We start from the raw sequence: 16,409 nt of genomic DNA on the forward strand, positions 1-16,409 counted from the left end.
TATTTCCTCCTCTAATACATAGTAATAAAATGGATAATTCGTATCTTTGCGCAACAGTAACAAATCAGTCAATACTATGAAAAAGTGCATTATACTACAAGTCTATTATTTAATATTGATTTGTCTTTTTATCCCTTGTGTAGCCATTGCACAACCGATTTGCCAAATTCAACGTTTCTCCGCTTATAACGGATTGGCACAAAGGTCTGTCACTAACATCCTACAAGATTCCAAAGGATTTATCTGGTTTTCCACTTGGAATGGCTTAAATAAATTCGACGGATACACTTTCAAGAACTATAAAGCATTTCCGGGAGACGGATGTACCTTAACCAGTAACCGCATAGCCAAAATCATACAGACACAAACCTGTGACATTTGGTGTCAGACTTATGACTCGCGAGTCTATCTGTTCGATAGCCGCCGAGAGAAATTCATAGACATCTTACGTCCTTACGAAGACCCCAAACAGCAGACCTACGCTGTGCAGAGTGTCTATGCACTACCTAAAGGAGTAAGTTGGGTCGTATGTGACCGTGGAGCATTCCGCATCGACGAACAAGCATTCAAAGATCAGGAAGGAGAAGGAATAACCTTATATAGTATCGAAGAGAAGAATCTGAAAGGAGATCAAATAATCACCATTTTTCAAGATAGCGATGGTGACGAGTGGATATTAACCAACAAAGGAGTTTCTATCATTGGCAAAAAGAATATAGAATCCGATATCCCATTCAAGAATATCAAAGAGGATAACGGCAATATATATCTGGTATCTGCCAACAACCAGCTAGTAATATATCTCCCCCAGACACAGCAACTTCAATTTCATGAAATGCCCTTTTCAACCTCCAATACTATCAATTCTATCAATAGACTGGGAAAAGACAGCATAGGACTTTGCACAGACAACGGGCTCTATATTTACTTTGCAAAAGATCAAAGATACCGGTTAATAGATCCCCGTACTCCTACTAATCCCTCCATCGAAGTTTTGTCTGTATTCAAAGATAGTTTCGGAGAATTATGGTTATACTCCGATATGCCCGGAGTAGTACGTTACAATTTAGAAACAGAAGAGAAACAACATTATATTACTCCGAAAGAAGACCTGCCGAAAGCCGAACGCTTAAGCCGCGACCTGATATTTGAAGATAAGCAAGGAACACTGTGGATGGTCCCGCATAGAGGTGGATTCTCCTATTATGACCGAAAAAACAAACAACTGAAATCTTATTATACTGATTACAATAATCCTGAAACAAAATTCACCCCCGTTATTCTGAACTCTTTTTTAGATCAACAAGGCAATCTCTGGATATGCAATCACTGGGATGTTACAAAAATCTCATTTTCTACATACGCATGCTCTCTGCAAGCCATGGATACCGGTTTTGAGACACGTGCTTTCCTGATAGACGAAAAAAATGAGCTTTGGACAGCCAGCAAAAAAGGATATGTACGAATTTATCAACCGGATGGAAGTTTAAAAGGATATCTGACTCCCGAAGGTAGCATCAGTTCACAGCCCATATCTTTCCAAAAGAACATCTATTGTTTTATGGAAGATGAAAATGGAATCATCTGGATGGGAAGTAAATTGGATGGTCTTTTCCGATTAACAAGAGACAGCAAAGATCATTTTCAGATACGTCAATTTACTCACCAGGAAAACGATCCGTATAGTTTGAGCTATAATAGTATTTACAGTATTTATCAGGACCACCAGAAACGAATCTGGATAGGCTGCTATGGTGGAGGGCTAAATTTATTAGAGGAAACAGCTGAAGGAGAAATTCGTTTCATACATAATGATAATCAGCTGAAGGAATACCCTAAAAACCATTTTACCAAAGTACGTTACATCACCGAAGTTAATAATGCCATTCTTGTCTGCACTACGGAGGGCTTGTTGACTTTCTCCAGTGAATTTAATCAACCGGAAGATATCTGTTTCTATAGAAATCTACGTCACCCGAATGAAGTATCCAGCCTCAGCAGCAATGATGTTACCTATGTCTACACAGATAACAGGAAAGCAACTTACATTCTTACATTTACCGGAGGAATCAATAAAATCCTTTCTGAAAATCTATTAAGTGAACACATCGAATTTAAACCTTATACGACAAAAGATGGCTTACCATCCGACCTAGTCCAGTCTATGATAGAAGATAAAGAAGGAAGCTTATGGGTAATTTCAGAAAATGCCCTCACCCGTTTCAATCCGGAAAAGGAAACATTTGAATATTATGATAAAAAGTACATGCAACAAGAGCTTTACTTTACAGAGGCAGCTCCTGTGCTGGAAAATAATCAATTGCTATTAGGAACAGACATCGGAATACTCAAAATTAGTCCCGAACACCTTCAGAAAAGTAGCTATGTTCCTCCCATTGTATTCACCGGGTTTAAAATACAGGGAACTTCCCAGAATTTAGATATTAATGATCTGGAAGAACTACGGCTGAAACCATCCGAGCGCAATGTTACTTTCCAATTTGCAGCTCTGGATTATGTAGCTCCGGAATCAATCAGCTATGCTTACCGTCTGAAAGGATTGGAAGAAAAATGGAATGAAGTTGATAACAGCCGTTCAGCCAGCTATATCAACCTGCCTCCGGGAGAATATGAATTACAAATACGTTCCACCAACAGTGACGGAGTATGGATGGAAAAAGCACGTATCCTGCCTATAACCGTGCTTCCAACCTTTTGGGAGACATACTGGGCATGGATTCTATATGTCGTATTATTTGTGTTATCTACAGCAACTATCGTCTATATCATTCTCTACATATACCGGTTACGTCATCAGATAAATATTGAACAACAACTGGCAAATATAAAATTGCGTTTTTTCACCGATATTTCGCATGAATTACGTACTCCGTTAACACTCATAGCCAGTCCGGTTAGTGAAATTCTGGAACACGAAACTCTCACAGCCAATGCCCGTAAACATTTAACCCTGGTGCACAAGAATACGGAGCGTATGTTGCATTTAGTAAACCAGATATTGGACTTCCGGAAAATAGAGAATAAAAAAATGAAAGTGCTGCTGGAAAAGACAGACGTCCTCAGTCTATTACAAAAAGTAATGGATAACTTCCGCCTTATTGCTGAAGAAAAGAATATCAATTACCAATTGGAAACAAACCAGGAAGCTATAGAAACCAGGATCGATCAGGATAAGTTTGAAAAAATCATTTTTAATTTGTTATCCAATGCATTCAAGTACACTCCGGCCAATAAGTCTATCACCGTCATTGCCAATGTGGAAAGTAGCAGATTAATTGTTTCCATAAAAGACGAAGGCATTGGTATTGATCTTCAAAAACAGCAAACACTTTTCCAACGCTTTGAAACATTGGTAAAATTCAACATATTGCAGCCCTCGTCAGGCATAGGACTATCACTTGTTAAAGAACTGATAGAACTACATTGTGGCAACATTGAAGTAAAAAGTCAACCCGGTGTAGGCAGCGAGTTTACCGTTATATTACCAATGAATCAAAAAGTTTATGAGGGAAGAGAAAATACAGAGTTTATATTGAATGACGGAAATTCAGCCCCCGCTGAAAAGAAAAATGAAATAAGACCCATGGTTGAAATAGCTTCAATGGCTGACATTACTCCTTCAGAGACAGCCAATGAACCGAATCAGATATCGAATGAAGAAGACCCCATATCCATCTTAATTGTCGAAGATAACGTAGAACTAAGAAACTTCTTATCAGATATCTTGTCAGAAAGTTATCGGGTAATCACCGCCACCAATGGACAAGAAGGATTGGACCAAGCCCGGGAATATATTCCCGATCTGATTATCAGTGACATTATGATGCCTGCTATGGATGGCCTTGATATGGTAAAGAATATTAAGGAGAACAGAGAAATATGTCACATACCTATCATTCTGCTTTCTGCCAAATCATCGCTGGATGATCGCATATCAGGACTGGAACAAGGGATAGACGATTATATCACCAAGCCCTTCAGTGCAACGTATCTAAAAATCCGTATCAAGTCTTTGCTTCACCAACGTAAAGAATTGCAGGAAATCTACTGGAAAGCATGGTCGGAAAAATTAAACAATACTCAGGAAACCACTCTGGAAGAGAAACTGACCCCCTCGCAACCTCAGATCATTTCATACGATGAGCAGTTCATGCAGCAAGTGATGCAAGTAATGGAAGAGCAAATGGAAAACTCAGAACTTACAGTCGACAAATTTGCCCAGTTACTGAATTTAGGACGTTCTGTCTTCTATCAGAAACTAAAATCCATCATCGGTCTGTCTCCCGTGGACTTCATACGCGAAATTAGAATTAAACGTGCCGTACAATTAATAGACAGCGGAGAATATAACTTTTCACAAGTGGCTTACATGACAGGCTTCAACGATCCTAAATATTTCGGAAAGTGTTTCAAAAGACAAATGGGAATGACGCCTTCGGAATACAAAGAAAATAAAAGAGATGATAGTTGAACATTTCAGCTATCATCTCTCCATAATTTTACCGAATGGTAAATGCCCGTGATAATAAACTCTTCTCACAGGAAGTACCTCCTATCATAACAGTATAGTTTCCCGGGCAAACTCTCATTGTATTGCTCTGTTCATCCCACCATTCCAACTGGGTATCATCCAAAGATAATTTAACCTCAACCGTCTTACCTGCCGGAATACACACACGCTTAAAAGCACGCAACGTTTTAACCGGTCCCTCTGTATCATTCATTCTTTTAAGATAGACCAGTACCACTTCATCTCCATCCCGACTTCCTGTATTAGTTACAGGAATCACCACGTTCAGATTTTGACCGGCAGCAATTTTATCACCATTCATTTTTAACTTTCCATATTTGAATGTAGTATAACTAAGTCCATGACCAAATGGGAACAAAGGAGTCTCTTTCATGTACCTGTATCCGGTCATATTATAATCCTCAAAATCCGGAATCTGCGCCAGGTTACGATAGAATGTCAATGGTAATTTTCCAGCCGGATTGTAATCGCCGAACAAAACTTCGACAACAGCCTGACCACCAGCTTGCCCGGGATACCATGCTTGCAGGATAGCCTCACAATTCAGACTTTCCGGCTCCAAAGCTATAGCTGCACCGGAGAAATAAACAAACACAATCCGTTTTCCAGCAGTTTTCAAAGCCTCAACAACACGTCGCTGTACAGCCGGCAACTCGATTTCGGTGCGACCTCCTCCCCTGAAACCAGCTGCATCCACAGGCATTTCTTCTCCTTCCAGTGCCGGAGAGATACCACCCGCAAAGATAACTACATCTACATCTTTGATACGCTCCAACAATCCTTTCACATCTATCTGAGCATTTACTCCCATATCAAAGCTAAGATTTGCCGTTTTGTCAAAATGACGATACTTTAATAAAATATCATAAGACTTTCCTGATTCTGCCTTCAACGTATAAATGGAAGTCATTTGCTTTACGGCTCCTTCGTCTTCCTTAACCAGTTTACCATTAATATAAAGTTCATAGGCGCCTCGCATCTGAATACGAAAAACAACGTCTTCCGTTTTTTCCGGATGAAATACAGAACGATATTCAGCAGAAAATCCTCTTAAAATAACTCCCGTGCAAAAGGAGCAGCCCCATCGGTATTAAATAAGAATGGGGTGGATTGCTGCACTTCCGTAACAGCCTCCCCTGTTTTGAGCAAATCATCCGCCCATTCTTCTGCAGTTAAACTTGTATCCTGGTAAGGAAACTTTTTGGGCAATTTGTTTTGTGCCTGTATAGTCATACCGGAAGCTATGACCATACCAATCAAAATCCATCGTTTCATAGTCTGTTACTTTTATAGAGTTATTGTTAATCATTTTATGCAAATACACCCGGGGAAATTAGGTATTATGGGGGAAATTCAGGTACTATAAGTGCACTATCCCAAAATTCGAAAAGTTTCTCAGAGCAGATTAAACACAAAAGGAGGTTGTTCATATGAACAACCTCCCTCCATCATTAACAATCTTTCCTATATAGAATCTTACCTATTGTATCCACCATCTCGGGTCACCGGCTTTGCCTTCACCCTCAAATTTCAATTCCGGTTTGTAATGGAAATCCCCATTCATCGGATCTACGAATAATTCCAGAGATGTCATAGACAAAGACTTGGCATTCGTGAACGGTCTGGAGTCTACCTGGAAGTCAGAAGTCAAATAGCAACCAGAGAAATCGAGGAAGCCTGAGTAGTCACTATTCCCAGAATTGATCTTGCTGCCACCATTCGTTCCGGTAAAGACAGTGCTTGTCACAGCAATAGACTTCGGTTGCTTATCCAAACGGAATACCTTCGGCATGCCAATTGTATAATTACAGAAGATACATTTATTCATTTTTATTTCATCAATAACAAAACGAACATCCATCAACTGATCACCAATCTCACAAAGCGTAGAGTTTTCAATAACGAGTTTCTTCAGAGATTTAGCTTTACCGAAATTGAACAGACCATAGCCGCTCAATGCTACATTCTTCACAATACAATTACTGATTGTAATACCACTTATTTCTACATCACCACTGTTCAAACGCACAAGGCTACGTGGAATTTCACTGATATGACATCCCTCAAAGGCTATAGTACTGAAGCAATTCGTATTGCCTATTTCAATGAAGAATTGAGATTGTCCGTCACTTATCAAATCGATATTCTGCCATTTCACAGTTCCCAGCGGAGCAGCAAATGTCATTTTGGTAGCCGTCAATTGAGGCAGCTGACCGTCAATCACATTACCTGCCATATAAAGAGCCTTCACATTTGTCGGCACAGTGATCTCACCAAACGTATAGCTTTCTCCACCTTTGAAAGCCAGAGTTACCGGTCCTACCGGAGCAGAAGCTAGCAAAGCATTAATGTCATCTCCTGATTGTACGTCTATTGTTTCTCCTACAGAAGAGCCCAGTGTCAAAAATCTATATTTGCCTCTAAGCACATCGCCATTCAGGATATATGCCAGATAATTAGTTCCTGCCTTCAAGTCTTTAATGGAATAAGTTCCTGCCTGTTTTTCAGTTGCTGTTAACTCGTGAGCGGGTTCTACCCATACTGTATCAATCAAAACAGTCTGTTCTTCCCCTTCTCCTTCCACCGTAAACTTCAATTCGGCATGGCGGATATGAGTAGCGGTCTTATCGGCTTTCCACTTCAAGACAGCACCGGAAGTAGAAGGAATAACCTCCGTAAATATCTGCTCATCCGGAGTTTCAAAGAAAAGTCCCACATAACCGGACTCTTTACCTGTTTTTCCATCTATCGCTTTTACACGTACTGAATAACGGCTGGTTCCATCCAAGTCTGTGAACAATGTACGATATTCCGTTTTAACCGCAGTAGTCTCCTGGCGATACGGTGTCAAGGTATCTGCCAGAATTTCTACAGTCTTCACAATATTTGTAAATTCCAGACTATCTCCTTTACTAAATTCAAAAATATACTTTGAAGCATCCGTTATACCTCTGTAACTTAACATTATAGAAGTAGGAGATGTATTATCAGTCACTTTAAATTCAGTAGTACGGAATAACCGGTCATGACCTGGTTCTATCCCCCAGTCATTGGCATCCTCCTGGCAAGCAACGGCAGAAAATGCCAGAACTCCCAATAAGATATAATATATATTTCTAAGTTTCATATATTCATTCTTTAATAAGTTAACTTTTTATTTTTGCTTATCATATCCATAAGAATTCTTCAAATACCCTTTTGACTTATAGATATCATCATAATAGATAGAATGGAAATGACGATAATTACAGATCTCATTACCTATATCTATCAGATTCAACTTAGCCTGAATCAACTCGCCATACTTCAAAGTACCCAGCAATTCCGTATAATCATAAGATTTACGCAAACCAGTGGCACAAGACAATATCTTTACAGAATTATCAACTAAAGAACTTTCTTTACCTTCGGCCAAATTCCAATAAGAACGGGGAAACCAATTCGCTTCCGAATAAACTTCCGTATCGGGATTATCGGCCAAGTTACGATAGAAATTGGCTGAAGACAAATCTATGAATTCACCTTCCTTATCATATCTATAGTACACTTTCACCGGGAAATCAGTTGGTTCATACGTTTTATCGAAGATTTGTATGGTATGAGTACCGTCCAGCAAATAAAGCATCGCCTTTTTCATATCCTCTATTTTAGAATCGAGTAATCCCCAACGAACTAAATCCAATTTACGGATACCTTCACCACCCAGTTCCCAGGCACGTTCGTTAACAATAGCCTCAAAGAAATCAGCATCATATTTATTTACTTCTTCAGAACCGGCACCGAAAGCTCTCGTACGAACTTGTTCCAATGCGTTGCGTGCACTGATATTAGCTATTTCACTATTTGAATCAATTCCTTTACCCAACATATAACGAGCTTCAGCAAACATCAGTAAGACATCTGAATAACGCATCACAATCCAGTTAATACCAGTAGGAGTACGAGCCGTAGCTGTTTGTGCTATAGAACGATATGCATTAGAAGTCCAGAAGAAGCCCCATTTGCCCAATTTCACGTTCATTATATCAGTCTGCATCACCTCACGATTTCTCTTCGCATCTGAATCTTTCTTATACTGAGGCCAGTAACAAGCATAATCACGACGAGTATCAGTCGGAGAGAATGAATAGAAATAATAAGCATTTGAACATACATAAGAACCACCGAAACCACGGCTGCCATACCCGATTCCACCGTCCATTGTACGTCCCATCAATGTACCGATGTCACCACTATACCCTACTCCATTAGCTACTTCAAAAAGATTCTCATTATATTCGTTATAATTCAAGCCACAAACTGTTTTCCAGATATGTCCATAATCAGGATCCAATTGATGAGGATTCTCCGGAGCACCAATAATTTCAGCACATTGCTGCTCGGCTATTTCATAATAATCACGCCAATTCTTAGGTCTACCAACATAATAACCTCCTACTTCCTCCATACCGGGATTTCCTTCAACATTAGGATAGTGTTCTACATTAGAATCATCAGGAAACTGATTACCGTCACGAACAGACCATCCTCCTGCGAAAAGAGCAATACGAGCCAATAATCCCTTGGCAAATCCTTTATTCACACGTTCGCAATTATAATCAGAATTTTCTCCTACCCAAGGCAAATAGTTTACTGCCTCCTGCATGTCACGAACAATACTTGAATAAATACTATCACGATTAATCTTTCCCATATATACATTGGAAAGATCCGAGTTGGACATACCTTCCTTAAAAGGAATATCTCCCCAACGCCTAACCAATTCAAAATAAGACAATGAACGCAATGTTAAAGCCTCACCCAAATAACGCTTCATCGCCGCATTACCACTTTTATAAAGCGCTGAAGCACGAATGCCATCCACAGCCGTACTGGCCAATTCTGCCATTTTGAAAATGTATCCCCATTGCAGGGTCTTGTTGTACCAATCACAATAATAATTGGCCGCCCCTGTATCACTTGTCAGATCTTTGGATGGGTCAGTAGCATAACCACTAGCCAATTCAATATCAGAAACCCCTTGCCAGTTAACCGACATTTTCTGTCCATAAACATACGTACCTGCTAATTCGGAGTAAACTCCCATAATAGCCGAACGCGTCATACCTTCATTCTCAAAAGTAACAGTACTACTTTGTACCGAGGGAGATTCCGTATCAAGAAAATCGCTGCAAGAGGTTAACAGCGCACCTCCCACCGTCAATACATATACTATATTCTGTAATTTCATAAGTTTATTAGTTTAGAATGTAACATTTAATCCAAAAATATAGGATCTGGACTTCGGATAAGCCGAACGGTCATAACCAGGAGTCATATTGCTGGAACTTGTATTTACTTCCGGATCCTGACCGCTATATCCTGTCAGACAGAATAAATTATTTCCAGTAGCATAGACACGCAGGCTCTTCACACCGAACTTTTGAGTCCAATATTTCGGAAGAGTATATCCCAGCGTCAGAACGCCTAAGCGCAAAAACGAACCGTCTTCTACCAACCAGTCTGTGGTAATCGTATTGTTCATTAACGGATGCCAGATGGAAGCATTGGAATTAATTTCCTGCAAACGTTCAGGGTTGGCATATTCACCATAATAGATATTAAGTCCTGTAACAGGATCTATTGTTGTAAAACGATTTGCCAATCTCATATCATTACTCAGATTCTGATAACGTTTAGAACCTGTATAAGATGTGTAGTCTACTTTATTGATATTCAGAATATCATTACCATACGACCAGTTGAACATCGCTGTAACATCGAAACCTTTCCAACCGGCATTAAAACTAAAACCACCGGTGTGTTTCGGCAACGCATGACCGATTACTTTACGGTCATTATCAGCATCAATAACTCCATCACCATTCAAGTCCTTCAATTTCATGTGACCAGGTCCGAAATAACCTCCTGCACGAGAAAGTACACCCGAACAATCTGTAACGATTGGTACACCATTTTCATCTTTAGTCGTCACAATATCCCACTTTTTAGTGGTAGGATTGAAAGTGAAATCATCAAAAGAATACATACCATCAGACACATAACCGTACATCAAACCAACTTCCTGGCCTACAAAAACACGATAGTTATCGCTACCAGTCTCTGTTCCACCACCAGAAAGAATCATCTCGTCGCCATTGGCACCATACAATGCATCTACCTTATTCTTATTGAAAGCAATATTAAAATTAAAGTCAAGATAGAAATCTTTCGTCTGAACGAGATTCGCATTCAACGACAACTCTACACCGCGATTAGTGGTCTGACCAAGATTTTGGTACTGGCTACTATAACCTGCATTAGAGGGCAACTGCACTTCCATAATCAAATCCTTAGTAACATCATTATAATAATCAAATGTCAGATTTATACGATTACTGAAGAAACCTAAGTCAAAACCTACATTCGTTGAGAACTTAGACTCCCAGGTCAGATTTTCATTACGCAGACGTTTGGCAGGTTGCAAGCTACTCTGTCCAATCTCATTCTGATAATAAAGATTCTTAGTAGAAGTTACCGGACTATAAGTCTGACGCCAATAGGAACCGACACGAGCATTACCGGACTTACCGTAACTGGCACGCATTTTCAGAGTGGACAACCAGTCTTTAGACCATTCCATGAAACTTTCGTCCGAAATACGCCATGCAGCAGATGCAGCAGGGAAAATACCCCACTTATTTCCAGGTGCAAACACATTAGTACCGTCTGCACGCAACGTAAAAGTCAGATAGTAACGATCATTCAGAATGTAATTGGCACGACCGAAATAGGACATGCTGCGGTCGGGTTCATTAATGGTCGTATAAGTGGGTTCTGCAGTACCATTGTTCCACATAGCCAGAATGTCATTAGCCAAATAATCACCCGGATAATAGTCTGAATTGACTTTCATATCATCCTTTTCAGAGTTATTAGCTTCTATACCGCCCATAACGTCAAAATGATGCTTTTTCAACTTGAATTTATAAGTCAGCAAAGTACGAAATGTCCATTTTGAACCATTCCAATATTGACGATAGGCAACAGGCTGTCCGGCCTTACCATTCGCTTCACCTGTATTCTTCAGATAAATATTATCAGTACGATCAAAAGTAAAGCCATAAGTGCCTTCTGCACGCCACTGTAATCCTTTAATAACGTCCCATATTAAAGCAACATTATAGGTATTATTGAACTTGGACTGCTTCTTATACTCGTTGGTAATATTGTAGAAGGGGTCATTCAAGTTACTGATATTTTCAGGGATCAATTCATTATCACCAGCCAGATCGTCTTCCGTTAGGTCAGTAAGCGTACCAATAGGGGGATACTTCACGCAGTCACGTAGTTTGGAACCACTGGATACACTGGGCCCGTCAATAACATTATTACTCATTTTAGCATTAAGATCCAATCTCAACTTTTTATTAAAATTCTTGCTTAACTTCAAGTTCAGATTATCACGGCGATATTTGGATGTTTGCATAATATAAGTTTCATCATCACGTGTGTAGCTTATACTATAAATCAAAGACTCACTACCACCGTTAATGTTTACGTTGTAGCTCTGCTTCAATCCGGTACGATCAAACAATTTACGTTGCCAGTTGAGCCCTTCTTTACCTTTATAAATATCGACATCTTCCCACTGCCCATAGCGGTCAAAAAAGCCTGCATTCTTAGCCGGGTCCAATTCACGCTGATAGTAAACATATTCATAGGGAGAAAGAACCTCAGTTTCATTATAGAAACGGTTCAAACCCAATGATGCATTGAATGTCACTTCTGTCTTACCGGCACGACCACCTTTTGTAGTAACCAAAATTACACCATTAGCTCCTTTAGCACCATAAATGGCAGTAGAAGAAGCGTCCTTCAACACATCAATGCTTTCAATATCCGTCGGAGGAATATCATTAATATTACTCACCTGAAATCCATCTACAATGAACAGCGGCTCATTGCTCTGCGTGATAGAACCACCACCACGTACGCGAATATTAACGGCTGCATCCGGTGAACCTTCAGTTGTAATAACGCTTACACCCGCCAGACGTCCCGTAATGGCACTTGAAGCTGAAGTAGTTGGGATGTTTTTCAATGTTTTCTCACCTACGGAAGAAATAGCGCCAGTCAAATCTTTCTTGCGTGCGTTACCATAACCTACGGCAACTACTACTACTTCGTCCAGTGTTTGCGAATCATCCTTCAAGACAATCTTCAAAGTCTTTCCGGTTACCGCATCCACTTCTTCCGTTTTCATACCTATATAGGTAATAACAATCTTTTTTCCTTTACCTGACACATTCAGAGTAAAATTACCATCTAAGTCAGTGATGACACCATTCTGGCTTTTACCTTTTTCCATAACAGTGGCACCGATAATCGGTTCTCCTTCCGAATCAGTCACATTACCTTTTACCGTAATGTTTTGAGCAAACACTCCAATAGGCACCATTAAAATGAATGCCAACAGAAGTAACCTGCTCTTCATCTTTTCGATTTCTTGTTTCATGATAGTATTATTTAGTTAAACAATAAGTACAGTGTTTTTCGTAAAGCTTTTCATTTCTTAACTTAACCTGTGTTATTAATTCTTTTGCAAAATTCAGAATTAGAAGAGTATTTAAAGAGTAAAATCATCCAGAAAGGGAGTAATAATTCAGTTTGAGACTATAACTGAGTAGTTTTAACAAAAAAATCCCAGACTTTCACAAGCCCGGGATTCCACATGCAAAAAATGTCAATATGTTATAGCACCATTACAATTCATTAACTAAAGGACACTCTCTGTTCCTAATGAACCATAACGATTGACAGCACATACTTTTAAATTTCCTTTTACTTCAGATGGCAAAGTATAGATCGGCTCTTTGGCAAAGCCTATGACACGATCATTATCAAAAATGACATATCCGGCGGCAGCAGGTACTGCTTTCCAACTAACTTTCACCCCCTTTTTCTTCAACTTTGCGGGAGACGGCAATTTTTCCATCATCACACGGGGATCCCATCCGTCATCTCCTGGAATTATACGTTCGTATACATAGCCATCCGCTTCTTCCTTGGTGATTGTTGCACGACAGGAACCTTTCGGTGGATTATTAGGACCACGTCCGTCATATTCAGTCTTACGTTGACTCAGGTCAAGTATATTACCTTCAGCATCGCGACTGTCATACTCTGCAAATAAGCCCGGAATAGCCCCCATGTTTGTCCACCCCTCGGGAGCAAGAGGAATGCGCATAGTGGTATGTATATAAACTGCACGAGGAGAATTATGCCACGGACGTCCCAACTTTTGTTTACCATCGGCAGCAGCGGCATTACCATCCACTATACAGTTGCGAAATACATATCCGAACCTCACATTTTTATGAGAGGGAGCAACTATTACAGAACCACTGCGTACATTATATAATGTACAGTTCTCAAGCAAAGCATCTCCACTGCCATAAAAGTAATCTACCGCTCCTTCAATCCAGCAATCTTTCACATAAAGACGGTGAGAGTCAGTTCTGGAAGTCATCCAGGTGTCCTGAAAAGAGCGAAAAATACAATTATTGTATGCAGCACAATCAGCCTGGCTACTCATAGCCAAAGCTTGAGGACCACTTTGGCTATCTACCCCCCAATCATTAAGATAAGAAATATTCTCTGTATAAAAATGGGCTCCCTTCACATAAACAACGCTGCCTTCTAATTTGTAAACTTCAGAGGAAGGATTATGAACAGAATGTTTCCAGAAAGCGGTCTTCTCAGGCGCAGTACCTTCTTTGGGTTTTCCGCCTACATTGAGACGGTGATGGATGATTGTCTTATCTTTATCCTGCCCAATGAGATGAATGTAAGTCTTGGTCTCAGGGATAATTACCTGTTCACGGTACGAACCGTTCTTTACGAAAATGAGCCATGGTTCCTGCCGGTTCTCCGGCGCCGCATCTACGGCAGACTGAATAGTTGCATAGTCGCCGCTGCCATCCTGAGCCACTACAGCCTGAAATGGAGAGACTGCTTCCTTCTCCTGTGCACATCCTCCGGATAAGATTCCGACAAGTAGTGCAGTAAAAATAATCTTCTTCATACTTCTATGTTTGATAATTGTTTCTTGGTTCCTACGGTACAAGACTGTTCATATAGACTTCCAAATTGGTATAACCTTCCTTACTCAATGTAGTAGTAATACCATCGGAAGCATCCTTCGGATTCAGTCCATGAGCTGTTTCCCATACATCCGGAATACCATCGCTATCAGTATCTCTTAGCTCATCGGCTGTAACACCGCCATTCGTTAATTCCGGCCAAGCACTAATAGCTCCCTCCGGTTTCACATCTGCCGGTAAGTCGATCAATCCGGGAGCATTTTCAGCACCTTTCGTCACGCTGCCAATGTAAGTAGCCGTACCATTTTGGGTTTCCTCTATAATACGTATATCTATAATATCACGTTGTTTGGAACAACCGGCGTGGGCCAATACAAGATCATACGCCTGTTCAGCAGTATGTGTAGTGACAATACCTGCATCCAAAGGTTTGGCCAAGCGCATCTCTTTCTTCACTTGTTTAGTGAAAGTATTATCGCAGGATGAGTTGTTGATTTGTTCGTAAATACCCTTTGTCCAGTTATCCTTGGTTACTTCCTTATTACCTTCGATTACATTACCGTCCACATAGAATTTCCCCCATACATGTTCCATAGGTTTCCAAACATTGGGTTTGCCATCCGCCTTGGTACAATATTTCGTGGTACGCACTCCAAGAGCGGCAATACGATAGCGTACAGGACTGTTTTTGGGAGTAGCCGGACCTGGTTTATAATAATTGTTCACGATATTGACATGCATTCCTTCTCCACCGTAGCAGCCATTTCCCGCCCAATTATAAAAAACGTTGTTCCGCATATCCACATGCTCGCGTTCCTGAGTGAAAGGACGGGGACCAAGTCGGGGAAAACGACTTTCATGATGTGCCAGCAGATTATGATGAAAAGACGCTTTCGCTCCCCCCCAGATGGCCCCATATCCGTGTTTTCCTTTGGCATGACCGGCCGTCCGAAGGCTTTCGGAAACAAGGCACCACTGAACAGTCAGGTTTTCACCACCGTACACCGAACAACACTCGTCTACCGACCAACTGATAGAACAATGGTCTACAATAACATTCCTGCAATCGGTACTTCCAAGTCCGTCGGGTTCTCCACCGCCTTCATTGCCGACGCGAAACCGTACATAACGAACAATAACATTGTTGGCGTTAATAGTTACCGGACGTCTGGCAATACAAATACCTTGCCCCGGCGCCGTTTGTCCGGCAATAGTCAAATCTCCGTTAGTGATTCTTAAAGGTCTGTTCAGGAAGATAGTCCCGGCTACATCAAAAACCACCGTACGTGCACCTGTTTGCGCAAGCGCATAACGTAACGTTCCTGCCTGCATTCCATCTTCCAATGTAGTGACGTGATAAACTTTACCACCGCGACCACCGGTAGTATTCCGGCCAAAACCTTCAGCGCCGGGGAAAGCGATTAATTCTTCCGTACCGGATGCTGATTCATCATCAGAAATAGTAGTCGCTCCTGCCGGTATTCCACCTAATAAGAACAAGAAGAGCCATAAAAGGCATAAGTCCTTCATCTCTATTACTCGGTTTTTCATTTTGTTTTTCATATACTTCCTCTTATAGATTTGTTTGTTGGTATGCAAAAGTGGGCAATCATGAAGAAAGTAAGGGGTAAAAACTGGTAGAAAAGGAGGAATGATTCATATACTTTATGGAAACAAAGTGAACGGCCTGCCCGGTGAAACCACTGTTTCACTCTGACAAGCCGTTCGTCTCCCGCCACGGGAGTGCTTTCAGCTAGGTAAAAACGATGAAA

Annotated in this window: 8 protein-coding genes; 1 reads left to right on the forward strand and 7 read right to left on the reverse strand. The window is 40.6% G+C overall.

Translation table 11 applies throughout. The features are described from left to right. Positions 1 to 76: 76 nt before the first annotated feature. Positions 77 to 4,492, forward strand: coding sequence for a hybrid sensor histidine kinase/response regulator transcription factor (locus tag BN161_RS00975; protein WP_044262267.1), 4,416 nt, complete (start codon positions 77 to 79; stop codon positions 4,490 to 4,492). Positions 4,493 to 4,520: 28 nt separating this feature from the next. On the opposite strand, the gene BN161_RS00980 is transcribed toward BN161_RS00975, so the two are convergent. From BN161_RS00980 to BN161_RS01005, 7 genes are all read right to left on the reverse strand, one after another. Then, positions 4,521 to 5,609, reverse strand: a complete 1,089-nt coding sequence (locus BN161_RS00980) for a glycoside hydrolase family 3 C-terminal domain-containing protein (RefSeq protein ID WP_244436374.1) — start codon at positions 5,607 to 5,609, stop codon at positions 4,521 to 4,523. Then, entirely contained in the window at positions 5,603 to 5,827 is a 225-nt protein-coding gene (locus tag BN161_RS30265; protein ID WP_244436370.1) for a hypothetical protein, read from the reverse strand. Before BN161_RS30265 ends, BN161_RS00980 begins: the two co-directional genes overlap by 7 nt. Positions 5,828 to 6,032: 205 nt before the next feature. Beyond that, on the reverse strand, positions 6,033 to 7,679 hold the full coding sequence (locus BN161_RS00985) for a DUF5123 domain-containing protein (protein WP_044262268.1): 1,647 nt from the start codon (positions 7,677 to 7,679) through the stop codon (positions 6,033 to 6,035). Positions 7,680 to 7,706: 27 nt separating this feature from the next. Further along, positions 7,707 to 9,782, reverse strand: coding sequence for a RagB/SusD family nutrient uptake outer membrane protein (locus tag BN161_RS00990; protein WP_044262269.1), 2,076 nt, complete (start codon positions 9,780 to 9,782; stop codon positions 7,707 to 7,709). Positions 9,783 to 9,794: 12 nt separating this feature from the next. Continuing rightward, positions 9,795 to 13,049 (reverse strand): SusC/RagA family TonB-linked outer membrane protein, encoded by a 3,255-nt coding sequence (locus BN161_RS00995; protein WP_081743598.1) that lies wholly within the window; start codon positions 13,047 to 13,049, stop codon positions 9,795 to 9,797. 261 nt (positions 13,050 to 13,310) lie between these two features. Then, positions 13,311 to 14,618 carry a pectinesterase family protein gene (locus tag BN161_RS01000; protein WP_044262270.1) on the reverse strand — a complete coding sequence of 436 codons (1,308 nt, stop codon included), beginning with the start codon at positions 14,616 to 14,618 and terminating at the stop codon, positions 13,311 to 13,313. Between the two features lie 31 nt (positions 14,619 to 14,649). Then, positions 14,650 to 16,200 carry a pectate lyase family protein gene (locus tag BN161_RS01005; protein WP_209441873.1) on the reverse strand — a complete coding sequence of 517 codons (1,551 nt, stop codon included), beginning with the start codon at positions 16,198 to 16,200 and terminating at the stop codon, positions 14,650 to 14,652. Positions 16,201 to 16,409 lie beyond the last annotated feature (209 nt).

The organism is Bacteroides timonensis (genome assembly GCF_000513195.1).
Lineage (GTDB): Bacteria > Bacteroidota > Bacteroidia > Bacteroidales > Bacteroidaceae > Bacteroides > Bacteroides timonensis.

Bases quoted from the DNA above. Each gene is read 5' to 3' on its own strand.
- BN161_RS30265 (WP_244436370.1), bottom strand. From the start codon at position 5,827: ATGAAACGATGGATTTTGATTGGTATGGTCATAGCTTCCGGTATGACT.
- BN161_RS00985 (WP_044262268.1), bottom strand. From the start codon at position 7,679: ATGAAACTTAGAAATATATATTATATCTTATTGGGAGTTCTGGCATTT.
- BN161_RS01000 (WP_044262270.1), bottom strand. From the start codon at position 14,618: ATGAAGAAGATTATTTTTACTGCACTACTTGTCGGAATCTTATCCGGA.
- BN161_RS00990 (WP_044262269.1), bottom strand. From the start codon at position 9,782: ATGAAATTACAGAATATAGTATATGTATTGACGGTGGGAGGTGCGCTG.
- BN161_RS01005 (WP_209441873.1), bottom strand. From the start codon at position 16,200: ATGAAAAACAAAATGAAAAACCGAGTAATAGAGATGAAGGACTTATGC.
- BN161_RS00975 (WP_044262267.1), top strand. From the start codon at position 77: ATGAAAAAGTGCATTATACTACAAGTCTATTATTTAATATTGATTTGT.
- BN161_RS00995 (WP_081743598.1), bottom strand. From the start codon at position 13,049: ATGAAACAAGAAATCGAAAAGATGAAGAGCAGGTTACTTCTGTTGGCA.